Annotated in this window: 15 protein-coding genes and 1 other RNA gene; 13 read left to right on the top strand and 3 right to left on the bottom strand. The window is 46.0% G+C overall.

Annotation, left to right across the window (positions count from 1 at the left end):
• Positions 1–9 precede the first annotated feature (9 nt).
• Both NKE59_RS08870 and ilvA read right to left on the bottom strand, forming a co-directional pair.
• Positions 10–924 carry a 5'-nucleotidase gene (locus tag NKE59_RS08870; RefSeq protein ID WP_353438627.1) on the bottom strand — a complete coding sequence of 305 codons (915 nt, stop codon included), beginning with the start codon at positions 922–924 and terminating at the stop codon, positions 10–12.
• A 1-nt stretch (position 925) separates the two neighbouring features.
• Positions 926–2,446 carry a threonine ammonia-lyase, biosynthetic gene (gene ilvA / locus NKE59_RS08865; RefSeq protein ID WP_353438626.1) on the bottom strand — a complete coding sequence of 507 codons (1,521 nt, stop codon included), beginning with the start codon at positions 2,444–2,446 and terminating at the stop codon, positions 926–928.
• 119 nt (positions 2,447–2,565) lie between these two features.
• Between ilvA and NKE59_RS08860 the strand changes: the two genes are divergently transcribed.
• The 13 genes from NKE59_RS08860 to rnpB all read left to right on the top strand — a co-directional run bounded on the left by NKE59_RS08860 (position 2,566) and on the right by rnpB (position 18,383).
• Positions 2,566–6,402, top strand: coding sequence for an FAD/FMN-binding oxidoreductase (locus NKE59_RS08860; protein ID WP_353438625.1), 3,837 nt, complete (start codon positions 2,566–2,568; stop codon positions 6,400–6,402).
• Entirely contained in the window at positions 6,403–6,786 is a 384-nt protein-coding gene (locus tag NKE59_RS08855) for a DUF971 domain-containing protein (RefSeq protein WP_353438624.1), read from the top strand.
• Positions 6,787–6,807: 21 nt separating this feature from the next.
• On the top strand, positions 6,808–7,551 hold the full coding sequence (gene ubiE, locus NKE59_RS08850; RefSeq protein WP_353438623.1) for a bifunctional demethylmenaquinone methyltransferase/2-methoxy-6-polyprenyl-1,4-benzoquinol methylase UbiE: 744 nt from the start codon (positions 6,808–6,810) through the stop codon (positions 7,549–7,551).
• 52 nt (positions 7,552–7,603) lie between these two features.
• A complete protein-coding gene (locus tag NKE59_RS08845) occupies positions 7,604–8,521 on the top strand; it encodes a Tim44-like domain-containing protein (RefSeq protein WP_353438622.1) in 918 nt (305 codons plus the stop codon).
• A gap of 51 nt (positions 8,522–8,572) precedes the next feature.
• Positions 8,573–9,190: a hypothetical protein gene (locus NKE59_RS08840; protein ID WP_353438621.1), complete on the top strand. Its 618-nt coding sequence runs from the start codon at positions 8,573–8,575 to the stop codon at positions 9,188–9,190.
• Positions 9,187–10,770: a ubiquinone biosynthesis regulatory protein kinase UbiB gene (ubiB, locus tag NKE59_RS08835; protein ID WP_353438620.1), complete on the top strand. Its 1,584-nt coding sequence runs from the start codon at positions 9,187–9,189 to the stop codon at positions 10,768–10,770. Before NKE59_RS08840 ends, ubiB begins: the two co-directional genes overlap by 4 nt.
• 57 nt (positions 10,771–10,827) lie before the next feature.
• A complete protein-coding gene (locus NKE59_RS08830; protein ID WP_353438619.1) occupies positions 10,828–11,481 on the top strand; it encodes a DUF502 domain-containing protein in 654 nt (217 codons plus the stop codon).
• An 8-nt stretch (positions 11,482–11,489) separates the two neighbouring features.
• Entirely contained in the window at positions 11,490–13,289 is a 1,800-nt protein-coding gene (gene aspS / locus NKE59_RS08825) for an aspartate--tRNA ligase (RefSeq protein ID WP_353438618.1), read from the top strand.
• A 1-nt stretch (position 13,290) separates the two neighbouring features.
• The gene (gene nudB / locus NKE59_RS08820; RefSeq protein ID WP_353438617.1) at positions 13,291–13,773 is read left to right on the top strand and encodes a dihydroneopterin triphosphate diphosphatase; all 483 of its coding nucleotides are present in this window, start codon (positions 13,291–13,293) and stop codon (positions 13,771–13,773) included.
• Entirely contained in the window at positions 13,773–15,623 is a 1,851-nt protein-coding gene (locus NKE59_RS08815; RefSeq protein ID WP_353439946.1) for an ABC transporter ATP-binding protein/permease, read from the top strand. Before nudB ends, NKE59_RS08815 begins: the two co-directional genes overlap by 1 nt.
• A 9-nt stretch (positions 15,624–15,632) precedes the next feature.
• Entirely contained in the window at positions 15,633–16,982 is a 1,350-nt protein-coding gene (locus tag NKE59_RS08810; RefSeq protein WP_353438616.1) for a glycerate kinase, read from the top strand.
• Between the two features lies 1 nt (position 16,983).
• Complete coding sequence (pyrC, locus tag NKE59_RS08805; protein WP_353438614.1) at positions 16,984–18,036, top strand: dihydroorotase; 1,053 nt, start codon at positions 16,984–16,986, stop codon at positions 18,034–18,036.
• 40 nt (positions 18,037–18,076) lie between these two features.
• Positions 18,077–18,383, top strand: an RNA gene (rnpB, locus tag NKE59_RS08800) — RNase P RNA component class A.
• On the opposite strand, the gene NKE59_RS08795 is transcribed toward rnpB, so the two are convergent.
• The gene (locus NKE59_RS08795) at positions 18,372–18,794 is read right to left on the bottom strand and encodes an OsmC family protein (protein WP_353438613.1); all 423 of its coding nucleotides are present in this window, start codon (positions 18,792–18,794) and stop codon (positions 18,372–18,374) included. The genes rnpB and NKE59_RS08795 overlap by 12 nt on opposite strands.
• Positions 18,795–18,960 lie beyond the last annotated feature (166 nt).

Genomic DNA, 18,960 nt, shown 5'->3' with positions numbered 1-18,960 from the left:
GAACTTTGCTTAAGTTTTATTGCGCTCACTATTAGCGACTCCTGAGATTACATGACCCGTAGGAGCAACACTAGAAGCCGCATTGCAATGGCCGGTTTGATCATCAAAGAAAAAGTCTGGCTCAAACTCTTTTAAGAACTCGCGTTTGGATAAACCGCCTAAAAACATAGCCTCATCGACCTCAATTCCCCAGTCCATCAAGGTGCGAATCGCTCGTTCATGTGCAGGCGCAGAGCGTGCAGTAACCAAAGCAGTCCGAATCCGCATCTCACTTTTGGGCGCAGATTCATTTTGCAGTTGATGCAGCGCTGCCAATAAAGGCTTAAAGGGACCAGGTGGGAGTGGGATGGAAACATTTTTACTTTCATGGGCAACGAATGCTTTTAGTCCTTGATCCTGAAAAACTTGCTCTGCCTCATCAGAAAATAGTACTGCGTCGCCGTCAAAGGCGATACGGATTTCATTAGGATTATGTTCAGCCGTTTTACTGGACTCTGGATAAACACGCGCCGCTGGAAATCCTGCAGCAAGGGTGGCGCGTACATCCTCTTCATTGGCTGATAGAAATAAATTTGCCTGTAGGGATTTGAGGTAATGGTATGGGGGCCTACCCCTTGTGAACACTCCACGCTCAATATCAAGTCCATGATGCTTGGCGGAACGAAAGACACGCAAACCGCTAACAGGATCATTACGCGAGAGGATTACCACCTCAACCCGTTGCTTATCTTGGTTAAAGCGTAACAATTTTTTGACCAGTGGAAAAGCAACTCCAGTTTGCGCAGGGGCAGCTATTCGCTCAAGCTGCAATTTCATGTAGGCACTGTCATCGCTTTGCTCAAACAGACGATTCTCTTCCTCAAAATCAAATAAAGCCCTTGAGGAGATCGCAACTACCAATTTGCCATCGAGCGTATAAGACATATTATTTGAGAAACAATCGGTAAGCGGGGTTCTTGCTTTCATCCCAATGAGGGTAGCCCAAGGTCTTTAAGAAATGCTTGAAAGCCTGTTGTTCATTTTTTGGCACCTGAATACCAACCAAAATACGCCCATAGTCGGCACCATGATTGCGGTAATGGAAGAGACTAATATTCCAGTTAGGGGCAAGACTGTCTAAGAAGCGCATTAGCGCCCCCGGGCGCTCTGGAAACTCAAAGCGATAAAGCAGTTCATCCTTGGCTAGCGGGGAGCTACCACCCACCATATGACGTAAATGTGCTTTTGCAAGTTCATCATGACTAAGATCAATGGTTGCAAAACCAGCCTTCCGAAAGGACTGCGCAATCAATTTATTGTCGCCCGCCTTTTGTGTCGAGATACCTACAAAAATATGTGCTTTGTCTTGATGGGCGATGCGGTAATTAAACTCCGTGACATTACGCTTGCCTAGCATTTTGCAAAAGGACTTAAAGGATCCGCGCTCCTCTGGAATGGTAATCGCAAAAACAGCTTCTCTAAACTCACCAACATCCGCACGTTCTGCAACAAAGCGGAGACGACTAAAGTTCATATTAGCGCCACAGGCAATTGCTACAAAAGTTTTATTTTTAAGACGATGTTGCTCAATGTATTTTTTGGCACCTGCAATCGCTAGTGCACCAGCGGGCTCTAAAATACTTCGTGTATCCGTAAATACATCATTAATAGCAGCGCAGATCTCATCGGTATCCACAAGGACAATGTCATCCACTACACGCTGACAAATCTTGAATGTTTCTTTGCCGACTAGCTTGACTGCAGTGCCATCTGAAAATAAACCGACTTCCTTTAACTCAATCCGTTTACCAGCGGCGAGTGATTGCCTCATTGCGTCGGAGTCTAATGTTTGTACACCAATTATTTTAATGTTTGGGCGGACAGCTTTGACATATTCACCTACGCCCGAAATTAATCCGCCACCACCAATGGCGACAAAAATTGCATCGATCGTATCGGGATGTTGTTGCAGAATCTCTTGGGCAATAGTGCCTTGTCCGGCAATAACATCTGGATCATCAAAGGGATGTATAAATGTATAACCCTTTTTTGTTTGAAGTTGCTGCGCATGTTCGTATGCATCGCTATAAGAATCTCCAAACAAAATGAGTTCCACCCATTTTTTCCCGTGAGCCTTTACAGCATCAATTTTCACCTGTGGGGTTGTGACCGGCATAACGATAATTGCTTTGCACTTTAACTTTGCAGCAGCAAGGGCGACGCCTTGTGCATGGTTGCCTGCTGATGCGGCAATCACACCCTTTTTTAAAAGGGCTGGGCTCAGTTGCGCCATTTTGTTATAGGCACCCCGTAGCTTGAACGAGAACACTGCTTGATTGTCTTCGCGCTTTAAAAGAATGGAGTTGTGGAAGCGAGCACTGAGATTGTTCGCCTTTTCAAGTTCGGTCTCTCGAGCCAGGTCGTAGACCTTGGCGCTCAAGATTCGCTTTAAATAGTTACTCTTCATGCTCAAAGCGTACCATGGATGGTACTTAAGTCCTTCAATTGATTCAGGATTGTGTATTAGACCAAACTCACGCAAATTGAGAAGGTCTACTAAAATAGGCTTTTAATTGCTAAGCTCCTATGAACGCTCCCATCCCCTTAGACAGGTTGTCTGAGACCGATACGGAAACTCCCCGTTTGCGCGAGATTCCGTATAACTACACCTCGTTTTCAGATAAGGAGATTGTAATTCGCCTTTTGGGCAAAGAGGCTTGGCAAACTCTCGAGACATTGCGTGGAGTGAGGCGAACAGGCCGCTCGGCTAGGATGCTATTTGAGGTATTGGGAGATATTTGGGTAGTGCAACGTAACCCATACTTGCAGGATGATTTGCTCGACAACCCAGGACGTCGACGGGCGTTAATTGATGCGTTATGGCACCGCTTGGGTGAAGTTGAAAAGCGGGTGTCGGATGACTCTGCAAAGCAAGTGACTTTACTAATTACTAGTGCCAGAAAAGCAGTGCAATCATTTGAGCAGGAGTTTCAGACGGTAGAGCAGTTACGCAAGCAAGCGAAGCGTATATTTGGTAAATGCACACATCCTGACAATGTTTCTTTTGATGGCATGTCACGCGTCGCACATGTGACCGATGCTACCGATTGGCGCGTTGAATATCCCTTCGTCGTTTTAAAGCCAGACACTGAAGCAGAAATTCCGAGCTTAGTGAAAGCATGTATTGAGCTTGGCCTAACGATTGTGCCAAGGGGTGGTGGTACCGGGTATACCGGCGGCGCTATTCCCATGGTAGCAATGTCTGCTGTTATTAATACTGAGAAATTAATTGATTTAGGTGTGGTTGAAAAGAAAGCACTACCGGGCTTAAACAATTTAGTACCTGTTATTTATTCTGGCGCAGGCGTGGTTACGCGCCGTGTAGCGGATGCGGCAGAGCTCGCGGGTCTAGTTTTTGCTGTGGACCCCACCTCTGCAGATGCGAGTTGCATTGGTGGAAATATTGCGATGAATGCGGGTGGTAAAAAAGCAGTTCTATGGGGTACTGCACTAGATAATCTAGCAAGTTGGCGGATGGTCGACCCGCAGGGTAATTGGTTGGATGTTGAGCGCTTAGATCACAATTTAGGAAAAATACATGAGGTTCCTAAGACACGTTTTCAATTGATCTGGTCAGATGGCCATGATGAACCCGGCAAAAAAGTAATTCGCTCTGAACTGCTTGAGATTGATGGTGCCAAGTTTAGGAAATCAGGGCTGGGTAAAGACGTTACTGATAAGTTTTTGTCAGGCTTACCCGGAATACAAAAAGAAGGTTGCGACGGACTCATTACAAGCGCCACGTGGATATTGCATCGTATGCCCAAACATATGCGCACTGTCTGTTTGGAGTTTTTTGGACAAGCGCGCGAAGCGATTCCAAGTATTGTGGAGATCAAGGCATATTTAGACGATTTGAGCAAAAAGGGCGGCCCAATCTTGGCGGGTCTTGAGCATCTAGACGATCGTTATCTAAAAGCAGTGGGCTATTCAACAAAGTCCAAGCGCAATGGTTTACCTAAAATGGTATTGATCGGGGATATTGCTGGCGAGAGTGAAGAAGAAGTGGCGGCTGCAACGAGTGAAGTTGTTCGAATGGCTAATCGCCGTGTCGGTGAAGGCTTTGTTGCTGTCAGTGCGGAAGCTCGCAAAAAGTTTTGGCTAGATCGTGCCCGCACAGCCGCAATTGCTAAGCACACCAATGCATTTAAGATTAATGAAGATGTTGTAATCCCGCTTGAGCGTATGGGAGAGTACACCGATGGAATTGAGCAAATCAATATTGAGCTATCGCTTAAAAATAAGTTGCAACTACTCGATGCATTAGAGAGCTATATCAAGCAACCGCTATTACCCATTCGAGCTAATGAGGAAATTGAAAACATCTCACAAGCAGAAATGGTTGGCGATCGCGTGCAGCAGGCGCAAGCTTTAATCCAGAGTGTTCGGGATCAATGGTCAGACTGGTTAGGAAATATCAACGCTTACTTTCCGAAGATTCAGGACGGAGGCTTACGCGCTTCTTGGAAAATTCAATTATTAGCACCCCTACAAATAATCTTTGGCGGTGCAACGTTTGAATTAGTCCTTAAAGAAATCATTGCAATTCATCAAAAGATATTACGTAAGCGTGTATTTATTGCTTTGCATATGCACGCAGGTGATGGCAATGTGCATACCAATATTCCGGTGAACTCTGATGATTATGAAATGCTTCAAGATGCCCATCGCTCGGTTGATCGCATTATGGCCTTGGCGCGATCGCTTGATGGGGTGATCTCAGGCGAGCATGGAATCGGAATTACTAAATTAGAGTACTTGAGCGATGAGGAGCTAAAAGACTTTCGTTCATATAAGCAGCGAGTTGATCCTAATGGGCATTTCAATAAAGGTAAGTTAATGCCCAATGCTAATTTACAAATGGCCTACACACCAAGTTTTGGCTTAATGGGGCATGAGTCATTAATCATGCAGCAAAGCGATATTGGTGCGATTGCCGATAGCGTGAAGGATTGTCTACGCTGTGGTAAATGTAAGCCTGTTTGTGCAACCCACGTACCGCGAGCTAACTTACTCTATAGTCCTCGCGATAAGATTTTGGCAACCTCTTTATTAATAGAAGCGTTTTTATATGAGGAACAAACTCGCCGTGGCATCTCGGTACGCCATTGGGAAATGTTTGATGACGTAGCAGCGCACTGCACCGTTTGCCATAAGTGCTATACCCCCTGCCCAGTGAAAATTGATTTTGGTGATGTCACCATGAACATGCGCAACCTGTTGCGCAAGATGGGGCAGCGTCGTTTTAATCCTGGAACGGCAGCCTCCATGTTTTTCTTGAATGCAAGCAATCCCGAGACCATTCGTTTAACCCGGAAAGTAATGATTGAGTGGGGTTATGGCATTCAGCGCTTTGCCCATCAATTACTCAAGAAGTTAGCTAAACAACAAACAAAGCGACCCCCCGTCACTGTGGGTAAGCCGCCCATCCAAGAACAAGTTATTTACTTTATTAATAAGAAGATGCCCGGTAATTTACCAAAGAAAACGGCAAGGGCATTACTGGATATTGAGAATGCGGATTTCGTACCGATTATTCGTGATCCCCAGAAAACCAGCGCTGATACGGAGGCAGTTTTTTATTTCCCAGGCTGCGGCTCTGAGCGTTTATTTTCTCAGGTCGGCTTAGCAACCCAAGCCATGCTTTGGCATGCTGGTGTACAAACCATTTTGCCCCCCGGTTACTTGTGTTGCGGTTATCCCCAAAAAGGGAATGGTGACTTTGATAAAGCAGAAAAAATGATCACCGATAACCGTGTTTTATTCCATCGTGTGGCTAATACCTTGAACTATCTCGATATCAAGACGGTCGTGGTCTCCTGCGGTACGTGTTATGACCAGTTGGCCGGCTATCAATTTGAAAAGATCTTCCCTGGTTGCCGGATTATTGATATTCATGAGTACCTGTTAGAAAAGGGCATCAAATTAGAGGGCGTGAACGGCGTTCGCTATATGTACCACGATCCTTGCCATACCCCGATGAAGTTGCAAGATCCCTTAAAGACTGTGAATGAGTTAATTCAGACTCAAGATGGCGCTGTAATTACTAAGAACGATCGTTGTTGTGGTGAATCAGGAACCTTGGCGGTCACGCGCCCAGATATATCTACCCAAGTGCGCTTTCGGAAGCAAATCGAGATGGAGAAAGGTGCAACTGCCCTACGTCAAGATTTTGCGGGTGATGTAAAGGTTTTAACCAGCTGCCCATCTTGTTTGCAAGGCTTAAGCCGTTTTGATGCTGATAGTAAAACCAGCGCAGACTATATTGTGGTTGAGATGGCAAAGCATATTTTGGGGGACAATTGGATGCAAGAGTATGTTGCCAAAGCAAATCAAGGCGGCATTGAAAGGGTATTGGTTTAAATGATTCCAACAAATGTAATCGTTCATGAGACCTCAAAGGTCTTGGAGCTTGCTTATGAGAATGGCAAGAACTATCGCTTACCGTTTGAGTTTTTGCGGGTTTACTCCCCATCGGCAGAGGTGAGGGGTCACGGTCCTGGACAGGAGGTGCTGCAAACAGGTAAGCGAGAGGTGGCCATTGTTAACCTAGAGCCCGTTGGTCATTACGCGCTCAAGCCTACCTTTTCGGATGGGCATGATTCCGGTTTGTACTCTTGGGAGTATTTGCATGATTTGTGTGAGCATCAAGATGAGCTCTGGAACGACTATTTGCAACGCCTCGAAAGTGCTGGGGCTAATCGGGATGTTCCCATGGTGAGTCCAGCAAAGGGCTGCGGCCATTAACGAATAGCACATCAAGCACCTATGTCCCAAACTCACTTTGGCTATCAAAGCGTAGACGAAAAAGAAAAAGCCGAGAAGGTTGCTGAGGTTTTCCATTCTGTCGCCATGAAATACGACGTCATGAACGATTTGATGTCGCTCGGCATGCATCGCTTATGGAAAAAATTTACTATTGCGCAAGCTAATGTTCGCCCCGGGCAAAAGGTGTTGGATATTGCCGGTGGTACTGGCGATCTTGCCGCCGCCTTTGCCAAGGCCACGCAGTGGGGCGAGCACCCAGATGCCGAGGTTTGGCTAAGTGATATCAATGCCTCGATGTTGGGGGTGGGACGTGATCGTTTATTGGACCGGGGCTTGGCCCTTCCAGCTATTCAATTTGATGCCGAAAAAATACCATTCCCAAATAATTATTTTGATGTGGTGAGCGTTGCTTTTGGTCTCCGGAATATGACCCACAAAGAGGCTGCATTGGGCGAGATGGCTCGGGTGATTAAAGCAGGCGGTAAGGTTCTTGTGTTGGAGTTCTCAAAACCAGATGCCATGATCGCCCCCATTTACGATATTTACTCATTTAAGGTGCTGCCATGGCTTGGCGATAAGGTGGCTAAAGACGCTGCAAGCTATCAGTACCTTGCAGAATCAATCCGGATGCACCCAGATGCAGACGCACTCAAAACAATGATGTTGGGGGTCGGTTTTGATCAGGTAGATACCCATAGGATGACTGGGGGTATCGTCGCTTTACACATTGGGGTTAAATATTGAGCATTATTAGTAAATTAGTTATATATTGTGATTCACTAGGAGGCCGTAGCATATGAAAAACATCTTTTTGAAAGCCGGTGTATTTACGATTGCCCTGACATTTATGTCACTGATGCATGTAAGTACCGTAGACGCTAAACGTTTGGGTAATGGTACTAATGCGGGCCGTAGTTCGAATGCGCCCATGCAAAAGCAAGCACAACCTACTGCCCAGCAAAAACCAGTACAAGCACAACAACCTGCTGCTGCACCGCAAGCTGCAGCCCCTGCGGCAGCAGCCAAACGCTCTGGTATCGGTGGCATGCTTGGCGGCTTAGCCGCTGGTCTTGGAATTGCATACTTATTGTCCCACTTAGGTTTGGGTGAGGCAGCTTCTTCCTTCTTAATGGGCCTCTTATTAGCTGTGGCAGTTGGTATTGCACTGCTCTTTATCCTCAGACGTTTTATGCCAGCTAGTGCAAAGAGCACTCCTGAGCCGGTTGCTGTTCCTGCCGGCATGCAACGTACAGCCTACCAGGAACCCAGCTTTAATCCGCAAGCAAGCAATCAGTTTGGTGCACAAAGCCCTGTAATTGAAGAGCGTCCTGCATATCAGCTACCCGAAGGCTTTGATCAAATTGCATTCTTGGCCAATGCAAAACATTACTTTACGCGCCTCCAAAAAGCATGGGACTCTGGAGATTTAGAGGCCTTGCGCGAGTTCACAACTCCTGAGATGTTTGCCAGCTTACAACGCGATCTTCAGGGTCGTGCCGAAGGTGCTAATCAAACCGATGTAGTGACCCTCAACGCAGAATTGCTCGGGGTCGAAACAGATGCCAACACCTATTTGTGTAGCGTCCAGTTCTCTGGAATGATTCGGGAGCAGGCTGATGCCCCGGCTGAGCCATTTACCGAAATTTGGAACTTGTCTAAGCCTGTTAACGGGCCTGGAGGTTGGGTTTTGGCTGGGATCCAGCAATTGGTTTAAGCTTTTACTTTTCCCCAACGGAAAACCCGCCTTGTGCGGGTTTTTTACACTATGAACCCGAACTTTGATTTGCCGAAGGCGCTGTTAGTGCGCGGCATTAATCACGTCTTACAGCGTGAAGAATGGGCATTACGGGATTTAAAGAAGCATGATGGGAAAATTATTCGTTTGGTGTTTCCAGTTAGCGAAACCTGGATACAAATTAATGCAAGTGGCCATATTGATTTGTTGGGTACGGAAATTGAGGGCGCTCATCTCACGCTCGAGATTTCAAATGAATCTTTAACGCGGATTAGTGAGGCGAGTGGCAGCTTTCAAGAACGGGTAGTTAAAGCGGTCAAAATTGCAGGGGATGCTGAACTGGCTCAATTGATTGCCAAATTGGCAGGCCAGCTTCGTTGGGAGTACGAAGAGGATTTGGCTCAAGTCATTGGGGATGCGCCCGCCCACTTTATTGTTTCTCAGGCCAAGCGCTTTCATGAACTGACTCAGAAAGCTATTTTAGATTTGCAGCAAAATGTGATTGAGTACTTGAGCGAGGAAAAAAAAGTTTTAGTACATCAACGTGAATTTCTCTCACATAAAATAGCGTTGCAAGATCTGCGAGATGCGGTTGAGCGTTTGGAAAAACGCATTGGCTATTTACAAAAAAGTCAGGATTCATTGTGAGCCGTATAGCCCGCCTCAGTATTATTTTCTACACTGCTTGGCGCTTTAACTTATTTGGTTTAATTTGTGACAACCTAAAGCCTGGAGTACGCAAGACATTGCTCGGGCTTTTATCAAGCACATCCCCAAGTCAATTAGCCCGGGGTGAGCGCATTCGTTTAGCCCTAGAGGCCTTGGGCCCTATTTTTGTAAAGTTTGGTCAGGTTCTCTCTACGCGTCGAGACCTATTGCCAGATGATGTTTCTAATGAATTAGCCAAATTACAAGATCAAGTCCCACCATTTTCTAACGAGCAATCAAAAGCAATTATTGAAGCTGCTCTTGGCCAGCCTATTGAGCATACATTTTCTTTATTTGATGCGACCCCGGTAGCAAGCGCATCGGTTGCGCAGGTTCACTTTGGGGTATTGCGAGAAACAGATTCTCATCCTGAATGGGCTAATCAGGAAGTGGCCATCAAAGTATTACGCCCTGGCATTTTGCCGGTGATTGAAAGTGACCTAGCACTGATGCACGACTTAGCATGCATTGTTGAAAAGATTTCAGAGGATGGTAGACGGCTGAAGCCACGTGAAGTGGTCGCAGAATTTGATTCCTACTTGCACGATGAGTTAGATCTGATGCGTGAGGCGGCAAATGCTAGTCAACTACGCCGTAACTTTGCAGATTCTGACAAGCTCATGATCCCAGAAATGATTTGGGATTTATGCTATACCAATGTGATTGTGATGGAACGCATGTACGGGATTTCGATTGGCAAGACCAAAGAATTACGAGCAGCAGGCGTTGATTTCAAGAAGTTAGCAGTCGATGGTGTGGAAATATTCTTTACTCAAGTATTTGAGTATGGGTTCTTCCATGCCGATATGCATCCAGGCAATATTCTGGTGAGCTTAGATCCCAAAACCTTTGGTCGCTACATCTCGCTCGATTTTGGAATTGTTGGCAATCTCAGTGAGTTTGATAAAAATTATCTAGCGCAAAATTTCTTAGCATTCTTTAATCGTGACTATCGACGAGTTGCTGAGCTCCACATTGAATCAGGCTGGGTTCCAGAAAATACGCGCTTAGAAGAGTTGGAGGGCGCGGTTCGAACCGTATGCGAACCATATTTCGATCGTCCGCTTAAAGATATTTCTTTAGGTATTGTCTTGATGCGTTTATTTCAGACCTCAAGACGCTTTAAGGTGGAAATTCAACCACAACTTACGCTCTTACAAAAAACGCTATTAAATGTTGAGGGCCTTGGTCGTCAGCTTGACCCAGATTTGGACCTATGGAAGACAGCAAAGCCAATTTTGGAGCGCTGGGTTAGTCAACAACTTGGCTGGCGGGGTTTGGTGGATGGATTAAAGACAGAGGCACCCAATTGGGCAAAAATTTTGCCCACGCTCCCGCGTTTGCTAGCGGAAAGTTTAGAGCGATCTAGTCGTAAGGACTCTCGGCCGGAGCTCGACCTTCTCAAGCAACTTCTTTTTGAAGAGCGCCGTAAACGGCGTCAACTATGGGGCTCGCTGCTATTTCTGGGGGGGTTCTTGCTCGGGGCTTTATTTGTTTTGGCTCGCATCCATTCAATTTAAGTAAATTTCGACTGATTTTGAGCTAAGTCGCTAAAATAGTGGGTTAGGCAGGAAATCATGAAAAAATACTTTATCGCAGGCATTCTAGTTTGGATTCCAATAGCAATCACTGTTTGGGTGATTACTTGGGGGCTAGGCTTGATCGACCAAATTTATGGTTCGGTTATGAGCGCCCTCATTACTGTCCTGCCAGGTCAATTTTCGGGGAATCTAAAGCATTTTCGTGAAATACCTGGCCTTGGCATTCTGATTGTTTTGGTAGTCATCAGTTTTACAGGATTATTGGCGATTAGTTTTGCTGGGCAGTGGTGGTTGAAGGTATGGGACCGTTTTGTTACCCGCATTCCAATTGTGAGATCAATTTATTCAAGTGTGAAGCAGGTCTCTTCCACTATTTTTTCTGGAAACGGTCAAGCCTTTCGTAAGGCTCTGTTGATTCGTTATCCCCATGCTGAATCTTGGGTAATCGCATTTCAGACAGGGAATACGGGAGAGGAAATTGGGCAGAAATTGGGGGGTGAGTATGTCAATGTATTTTTACCAACCACACCAAATCCAACGTCGGGGTTTTTTATGATCGTCCCGCGTTCTGCTGTTATCGAGCTCGATATGAGTGTCGAAGAAGCTCTGAAACATATTGTCTCGATGGGTTCTGTGCCTCCACGGGTATCCGCAAGCCCTATCAAAAATCAAGTAAATCATCTTAATTAGGAATACTTATGTCGATGCGCAGCCATACCTGTGGGCAGGTAACTGATTCGTTAATTGGACAAGAAATTACCTTGGCGGGTTGGGTTAACCGTCGTCGTGATCATGGCGGTGTAATTTTTATTGATCTGCGCGATCACCAAGGCTTTGTTCAAGTAGTTTGTGATCCAGATCGCCCAGATATGTTTAAGCAGGCGGAAGAAGTGCGCAATGAATTTTGTATTCAGATAAAAGGCTTGGTCAGGGCTCGACCAGCCGGCACTGAGAACTCAGATTTAATTAGTGGAAAAGTAGAAATACTATGTCACGAACTTCAGGTTCTTAACGCCTCTGTCACCCCGCCATTCCAGTTGGATGATGACAATCTCTCAGAGACTACTCGCCTAACTCATCGGGTCTTAGATTTACGTCGCCCACAAATGCAGAAGAATTTGCGTTTACGCTACCAAGTTGCGATGGAAACCCGGCGCTATTTGGATGCAGCAGGATTTATCGATATTGAAACGCCGATGCTAACCAAGAGTACACCTGAGGGCGCCCGTGATTATTTAGTGCCATCCCGTGTGCATGATGGCCAGTTCTTTGCATTGCCACAGTCGCCGCAGCTCTTTAAGCAGCTCTTGATGGTTGCAGGTTTTGATCGCTACTATCAGATCACAAAGTGCTTTCGTGATGAAGACTTACGCGCCGATCGGCAACCAGAGTTTACGCAGATCGATTGTGAGACTGCATTCTTGGATGAGATCGAAATCCGCGACTTATTTGAGACCATGATGCGTCACATTTTTAAGACAGTTATGAACGTTGACTTACCCAATCCCTTCTTGATGATGCCGTATTCTGAGGCGATGGCACGCTTTGGATCAGATAAGCCTGATTTACGTGTAGCAATAGAATTTACAGAACTTACTGACTTGATGCGCGATGTTGACTTCAAGGTATTCTCAGGCCCAGCCAATCAAGAAGGTGGTCGCGTAGTCGCTCTCTGCGTTCCTGGCGGCGCTGAAATAAGTCGTAGCGAAATTGATGACTACACACAATTTGTGTCTATTTATGGTGCCAAGGGTTTAGCGTGGATTAAAGTTAATTCTGTTGCTGAGGGTCGTAATGGTCTTCAATCCCCAATTGTTAAGAATTTGCATGATGCTGCAATTGAAGGAATCTTAAAAAGAACTAGTGCCAAGGATGGCGATCTCATTTTCTTTGGTGCTGATAAAACAAAAGTAGTGAATGATGCAATCGGTAATTTGCGCTTACGGATTGGCCATTCTGATTGGGGCAAGAAGCATGGATTGATGGTCGAGGGTTGGAAGCCTTTGTGGGTAGTTGATTTCCCGATGTTTGATTATGACGAAGATGATGCTCGTTGGGTTGCCTGCCACCATCCCTTTACAAGTCCGAAAGATGAGCACCTGAAGTTTCTGGAAACTGATCCCCGTAAATGTTTAGCAAAAGCTTACGATATGGTCTTAAACGGTAGTGAAATTGGGGGTGGTTCCGTACGTATCCATCAAGAAACTGTTCAAAGCCAAGTATTTAGGGCTCTAAAAATTGGTCCTGAGGAAGCGGCAGCTAAATTTGGATTCTTGCTCGATGCCCTTCAGTACGGCGCACCTCCTCATGGCGGTATTGCGTTTGGTTTAGACCGAATTGTGACCATGATGACCGGAGCTGAATCGATCCGCGACGTGATTGCTTTCCCTAAAACACAACGCGCCCAGTGCCTCTTAACGCAAGCACCAAGCCCTGTTGATGAAAGACAGTTGCGTGAATTGCATATTCGTTTGCGCAATACCAATCCGGACAGTTAATTTGAAAATACCGATTTCAGTTTTAGTACTTATTCATAATCCGAATCGTGAGGTCTTATTAATTGAGCGTGCAGATCGCCCAGATTTTTGGCAATCAGTAACGGGTAGCTTAGATACCCCAGAAGAGACTTTGGACAGCGCAGCGGTTCGTGAGGTTGCTGAAGAGACTGGCATAGAGGTTTATGCACTAGCAAGAGGTTCTCTCAAAAATTTACATCACTATGTAGAGTATGAGATTTATCCAACATGGCGCCACCGTTATCCTCCGGATATAGAGCGCAATACCGAGCATTGGTTCGCATTAGAAGTTCCTGTGGGGACACCAGTTCACTTGGCCCCCAGGGAACATCTCAATTATCTTTGGCTCCCCTTTGAAGAGGCAGCCCAGAAATGTTTTTCACAGAGCAATCGAGACGCAATCCTAAAGTTTTTCACCCAGCCGAATGATTTTATGGGTCGAAGCGAGGACGGCATTCAATCATGATGGGGCATCGACAAGGCAGCTCTAGTCCGCTACCTGGAAGTGGCGGCGCATCACGTTCTGATTGGCGGGTGATTAAAGATCTATTGCCCTATCTACTGGAGCACCGAACACGAGTCGCCCTGGCAATTGCATGTTTAATTGCCGCCAAGTTTGCCAATCTTGGCGTCCCAATTATTCTAAAAGATTTAATTGATGCAATGAATCTCAAACCCGGTTCATTGCAAATCTATTTAATTGTCCCAGCAGGTTTGATTGTTGCTTATGGAGCGTTGCGACTATCTGCTTCTTTATTCTCAGAATTACGTGAACTCTTATTTGCTAAGGTTACCCAAGATGCAGTGCGTAAAATTGCTTTACAGGTTTTTGAACATCTCCATGCCTTAACACTTCAGTTTCATTTGGGTCGTCAGACTGGGGGGGTCAGTCGAGATATCGAGCGTGGTACGCGCGGAATCCAAACCTTGGTGTCGTTTTCGCTCTATAGCATTTTGCCAACAATCATTGAGTTTGTCCTGGTACTGGCTTACTTCGCTTATTACTACGATATTTGGTTTGCGATTATCACTTTCGTAGCACTTGTGATCTATATCGTATTCACCATCAAGGTGACCGAGTGGCGAACACACTACCGCCGTACCATGAATGAAATGGACTCTCGCGCCAATCAACGAGCGATTGATTCTTTGTTGAACTTTGAAACCGTGAAGTATTTTGGAAACGAAGACTTTGAATCAAAGCGTTACGATGAAAACCTTAAGCATTATCAATCGGCTGCTATTTTGTCGCAAAAGTCATTAGCAATCCTTAATTTAGGACAGCAGGCCATTATTGCGGTTGGTTTAGTTTTAATCTTATGGAGAGCTACCCAAGGTGTTGTGGATGGCTCAATGACCTTAGGCGATTTGGTGCTTGTGAATACCCTCATGATTCAGCTCTATATCCCACTTAACTTTTTAGGGGTTATTTATCGTGAGATGAAGCAATCGATTACCGATATGGATCGCATGTTTGCATTACTCAGCGCAGATCAAGAAATCAAAGATCGGGAGAATGCACCTGCACTGGTGATCTACGATTTTGCTCGGGGACCTGAAGTGCGTTTTGAGAACGTGTACTTTTCTTATAACGCTAAGCGTGAGATATTAAAGGATGTAAGTTTTACGATTCCGGCGGGAACGATTACAGCAGTAGTCGGTCAAAGTGGTGCTGGCAAGAGCACCTTAGCCCGTTTGCTATTCCGTTTTTATGATGTTCAATCTGGAATGATCCTGGTCGATGGTCAAAATATTCAGGATGTTCAGCAGGCGAGCTTACGCAAAGCAATCGGCATCGTTCCACAAGATACCGTTTTATTTAATGACACTATTGCATACAACATTGCTTATGGCAGCCCAGGCGCTAGCCTAGAAGCAATTCAAGAAGCCGCTCGTGCCGCACAGATGAGCCAATTTATTGAGCATTTGCCAGAAGGGTATGAAACGCAAGTGGGCGAACGGGGATTAAAGCTATCAGGCGGGGAGAAGCAGCGGGTTGCAATTGCTAGAACACTCCTTAAAAAACCTGCTTTACTAATCTTTGATGAAGCGACCTCAGCCCTGGACTCTAAAACAGAGCGGGCATTTCAGGAGGAGCTCTTTAATCTGGCACGTAATCGCACGACCTTAATTATTGCTCACCGACTTTCCACGGTGGTGCATGCGGATCAGATTTTGGTAATGAATCAAGGCAAAATCATTGAGCGTGGTACCCATCAGCACCTGCTACAGGCCAATGGTCGTTACACCTCAATGTGGCAGATGCAGGAGAGCAGTCTAAGTGCCCCCGATGATTCAGGTGTTAATTCAGCTTAAAATTAGGGCATGTCACCAGCTTCCTCCCCTTCAAATCCGCGCACGCTACTAGAAGGGGCATTTGCGGCAGCATTGGCCGTAGCTGACCCTAAAAAGATAGTGCCTGAGTATTTGGCTAAAGTCTTTTCACACGGGAATGAGCCAAAAGGACGCTGCTTGGTGGTGGGCGCAGGCAAGGCCAGTGCCTCGATGGCTACCGCGCTTGAGACCTATGCCAAGCAATATTGGCCAGCGATTGCCCTTGATGGTGTGGTCCTCACCCGATATGGGCACGGATCACCGACAAGTCATATCAAGATTGTTGAGGCTGGGCATCCAGTTCCAGATCAGGCGGGCATGGATGGCGCAGCTGAGATATTGAAATTAGTTAATCAACTCAACCCCGGCGACATTCTTATTACCCTTGTGTCTGGAGGCGGATCAAGCCTTTTAACATTGCCACAGACTGGCATCACGATTGCAGATATGCGGAAAACCACTGAAGCCCTTCTTCATAGCGGTGCACCAATTGAAGAAATGAATGTGGTCCGCAAACATCTATCCGCTATCTTGGGGGGTAATTTAGCTCGGGCTGCTTTGGCACGTGGTGCCCGGGTTGAGGCCTTCTTAATTTCAGATGTCACGGGTGATGATCCGGCTGATATTGCTAGTGGCCCCTGTGCACCTGATTACTCAAGCTATATAGATGCCTTACAAATATTAGCAAAGTATGGATTAAATGAGAGCAAGATACCTTCATCGGTCATCGATCATTTGCAAAAGGGCAAACGTGGAGAAATCCCGGAGACCCTCAAGCAAACCGATATCGATAAGCACCAGTCGCCAGTACGTAATCATGTGATTGCTACAGCACATCGGAGTTTGGAGGCTGCCGCAGACTTTTGCAAACAATCTGGTTACAAGCCCATTATTTTGGGGGATACCATTACTGGTGAGGCTCGCGATGTGGGCTTGGTGCATGCAGCGATTGCCCGCGAGCTAGTGCAATATGGAGAGTGGTCAAAGCCACCGCTTGCTTTAATTTCTGGGGGTGAATGTACCGTAACGCTACCGTCTGGCACAAAAGGCAGGGGTGGCCGTTGCAGCGAGTTTTTGCTCTCCTTATTTACTGCAAGCTCCGATCTAAAAACCCTGAGCGCCCTTGCAGCCGATACCGATGGTATCGACGGTAGCGAAAAGAATGCTGGAGCATGGTTTACACCCGATATTCGTGAGACTGCCAAAACGATTCAATTACGTGCTAGCCAATTTCAACAAGAGCATGATTGTTACGGTTTCTTTGCTAAGCTAGACGCCTTGGTTCATACTGGCCCAACCTTAACCAATGTGAATGATTTCCGAATCATTTTGATCGATTGAGATGAGTAAGAAACTGATAATTATTCGTCCCGATGACTGGCACTTGCATGTGCGCGATGGTGCGGTGCTGAAAGATGTATTGGCACATACGACCAAACAATTTGCGCGCGCAGTTATCATGCCAAACTTAAAGCCGCCCGTGACTACGGTTGATTTAGCGAAGGCCTATCGTTCACGCATAGATACTGCGTTACAGCAGTTAGGAGTATCGAACTTCAATCCATTGATGACACTGTATTTGACAGATAACACCAGTGCAGATGAGGTACGCAAAGCCAGTGAACACCAGATTATTGGATTTAAGTTATATCCAGCAGGCGCAACCACCAACAGTGATGCAGGTGTTACTAACATTAAACACGCTTACCCTGCTTTAGAAGCCATGCAAAAGCATTCGGTGCCTTTATTAATTCATGGTGAAGTTACTGAATCTGCTATTGATATCTTTGATCGAGAGGTCGTATTTATTGACCGAATACTGGAGCCAGTACGAAAAGATTTTCCAGAGCTTCGTATCATTTTTGAGCACATCACGACTAAACAAGCAGCTCACTATGTACGTGACGCTGATACCAAAGGTAAAAATACCTTGGGCGCAACGATCACCGCTCATCATCTTTTAATGAACCGTAATAGTTTGTTCACTGGCGGTATTCGACCACATCATTATTGTTTGCCAATCTTAAAGCGTGAAGAACATCGGCTTGCTCTAATGGAAGTAGCAACCAGTGGCAACCCACGATTTTTCTTGGGGACCGATAGTGCCCCACATCCAAAAGGTGAAAAAGAAAGTAGCTGTGGTTGTGCTGGTTGCTATACAGCACACAATGCAATGGGTTTGTATGCCGAAGCGTTTGATAGCGTTGGTCAACTTGACCGACTTGAGGGCTTTGCCAGTTTCTTTGGCCCCGATTTTTATTCTTTACCTCGTAATCAGGATCAAATCACCTTAGTTCAGCAGGCTGAAGAGGTGCCTTTTGAGTTCACTCTAGGCGATACCGTACTGGTCCCATTGCGCGCTGGCGAGACCATTGCATGGTCTCTAGCAAAGTAATTTTTAACTCAAATATCATACTCGTTTAGACTGTTAGCGCAGAGTTAACTAGGCAATCGCTGCTTTCGTAAGAAAGGAGAGGAAAGTCCGGACTCCATAGGGCAGGGTGTTGGCTAACAGCCATCCACGGTGACGTGCGGAATAGGGCCACAGAGACGAGCGTATTTAGTTACGGTGAAACGCGGTAACCTCCACCCGGAGCAATCCCAAGTAAGCAGATGTTGACGCGGCCCGTCGAGTCTGCGGGTAGGGAGCTTGAGCTTTTAGGTAACTAAAGGCCTAGAGGAATGATTGCCCCTTGATGCAAATCAGGGCGACAGAATCCGGCTTATCGGTTAACTCTGCACTATTTCAAAGCTATGAGTGATCTCAGCAGTCTTCCCTAACATGGCTGTGGCAGAGCAGTATTTGTCATGCGATAGATTAATGGCACGCTCAACTTTGCTGGGGTCCAAATCTTTTCCCTTAACCGTGAAATGTAGATTAATTTTGGTGAATACCTTGGGGTCGGTTTCTGCTCGCTCGGCTTGCAAGGACACCTCACAGGCGCTGATATTCTGGCGGGAGCGCTGTAGGATTAAAACCACATCGAAGGCTGTACAGCCCCCAGCCCCCGCCAGCATTAATTCCATTGGGCGCGGTGCTAGATTGCGGCCTCCAGCCTCTGGGGCCCCATCCATATTCAGAATATGCCCGGTACCGGTCTCTGCCATAAAGGCCATTCCCGAGGAGGCCAGCCAATTAATTTTACATTCCATTATTATTCCTTAAAAAATAATATTAATATATAAATCAATAAGTTATGATTTTGTATAGCCTTTAGGTCTTATATAACATCTAGGGTAAACCCAAATTTTTTCTTGCAATGCACAATCAAGATGTTTAAAATAACCACATTGATACCAAGTTTGTTTGATTTGAGGC

The organism is Polynucleobacter sp. UK-FUSCHL-C3, assembly GCF_040409815.1.
GTDB lineage: Bacteria > Pseudomonadota > Gammaproteobacteria > Burkholderiales > Burkholderiaceae > Polynucleobacter.
Note: the sequence above shows the minus strand (reverse complement) of the source record. Positions and strands in the feature narration are given on the sequence as shown.

Bases quoted from the DNA above. Each gene is read 5' to 3' on its own strand.
- NKE59_RS08845 (WP_353438622.1), top strand. From the start codon at position 7,604: ATGAAAAACATCTTTTTGAAAGCCGGTGTATTTACGATTGCCCTGACA.
- ubiE (WP_353438623.1), top strand. From the start codon at position 6,808: ATGTCCCAAACTCACTTTGGCTATCAAAGCGTAGACGAAAAAGAAAAA.
- aspS (WP_353438618.1), top strand. From the start codon at position 11,490: ATGTCGATGCGCAGCCATACCTGTGGGCAGGTAACTGATTCGTTAATT.
- NKE59_RS08815 (WP_353439946.1), top strand. From the start codon at position 13,773: ATGGGGCATCGACAAGGCAGCTCTAGTCCGCTACCTGGAAGTGGCGGC.
- NKE59_RS08810 (WP_353438616.1), top strand. From the start codon at position 15,633: ATGTCACCAGCTTCCTCCCCTTCAAATCCGCGCACGCTACTAGAAGGG.
- NKE59_RS08795 (WP_353438613.1), bottom strand. From the start codon at position 18,794: ATGGAATGTAAAATTAATTGGCTGGCCTCCTCGGGAATGGCCTTTATG.
- pyrC (WP_353438614.1), top strand. From the start codon at position 16,984: ATGAGTAAGAAACTGATAATTATTCGTCCCGATGACTGGCACTTGCAT.
- NKE59_RS08855 (WP_353438624.1), top strand. From the start codon at position 6,403: ATGATTCCAACAAATGTAATCGTTCATGAGACCTCAAAGGTCTTGGAG.
- ilvA (WP_353438626.1), bottom strand. From the start codon at position 2,446: ATGAAGAGTAACTATTTAAAGCGAATCTTGAGCGCCAAGGTCTACGAC.
- NKE59_RS08830 (WP_353438619.1), top strand. From the start codon at position 10,828: ATGAAAAAATACTTTATCGCAGGCATTCTAGTTTGGATTCCAATAGCA.
- NKE59_RS08870 (WP_353438627.1), bottom strand. From the start codon at position 924: ATGTCTTATACGCTCGATGGCAAATTGGTAGTTGCGATCTCCTCAAGG.
- NKE59_RS08840 (WP_353438621.1), top strand. From the start codon at position 8,573: ATGAACCCGAACTTTGATTTGCCGAAGGCGCTGTTAGTGCGCGGCATT.
- NKE59_RS08860 (WP_353438625.1), top strand. From the start codon at position 2,566: ATGAACGCTCCCATCCCCTTAGACAGGTTGTCTGAGACCGATACGGAA.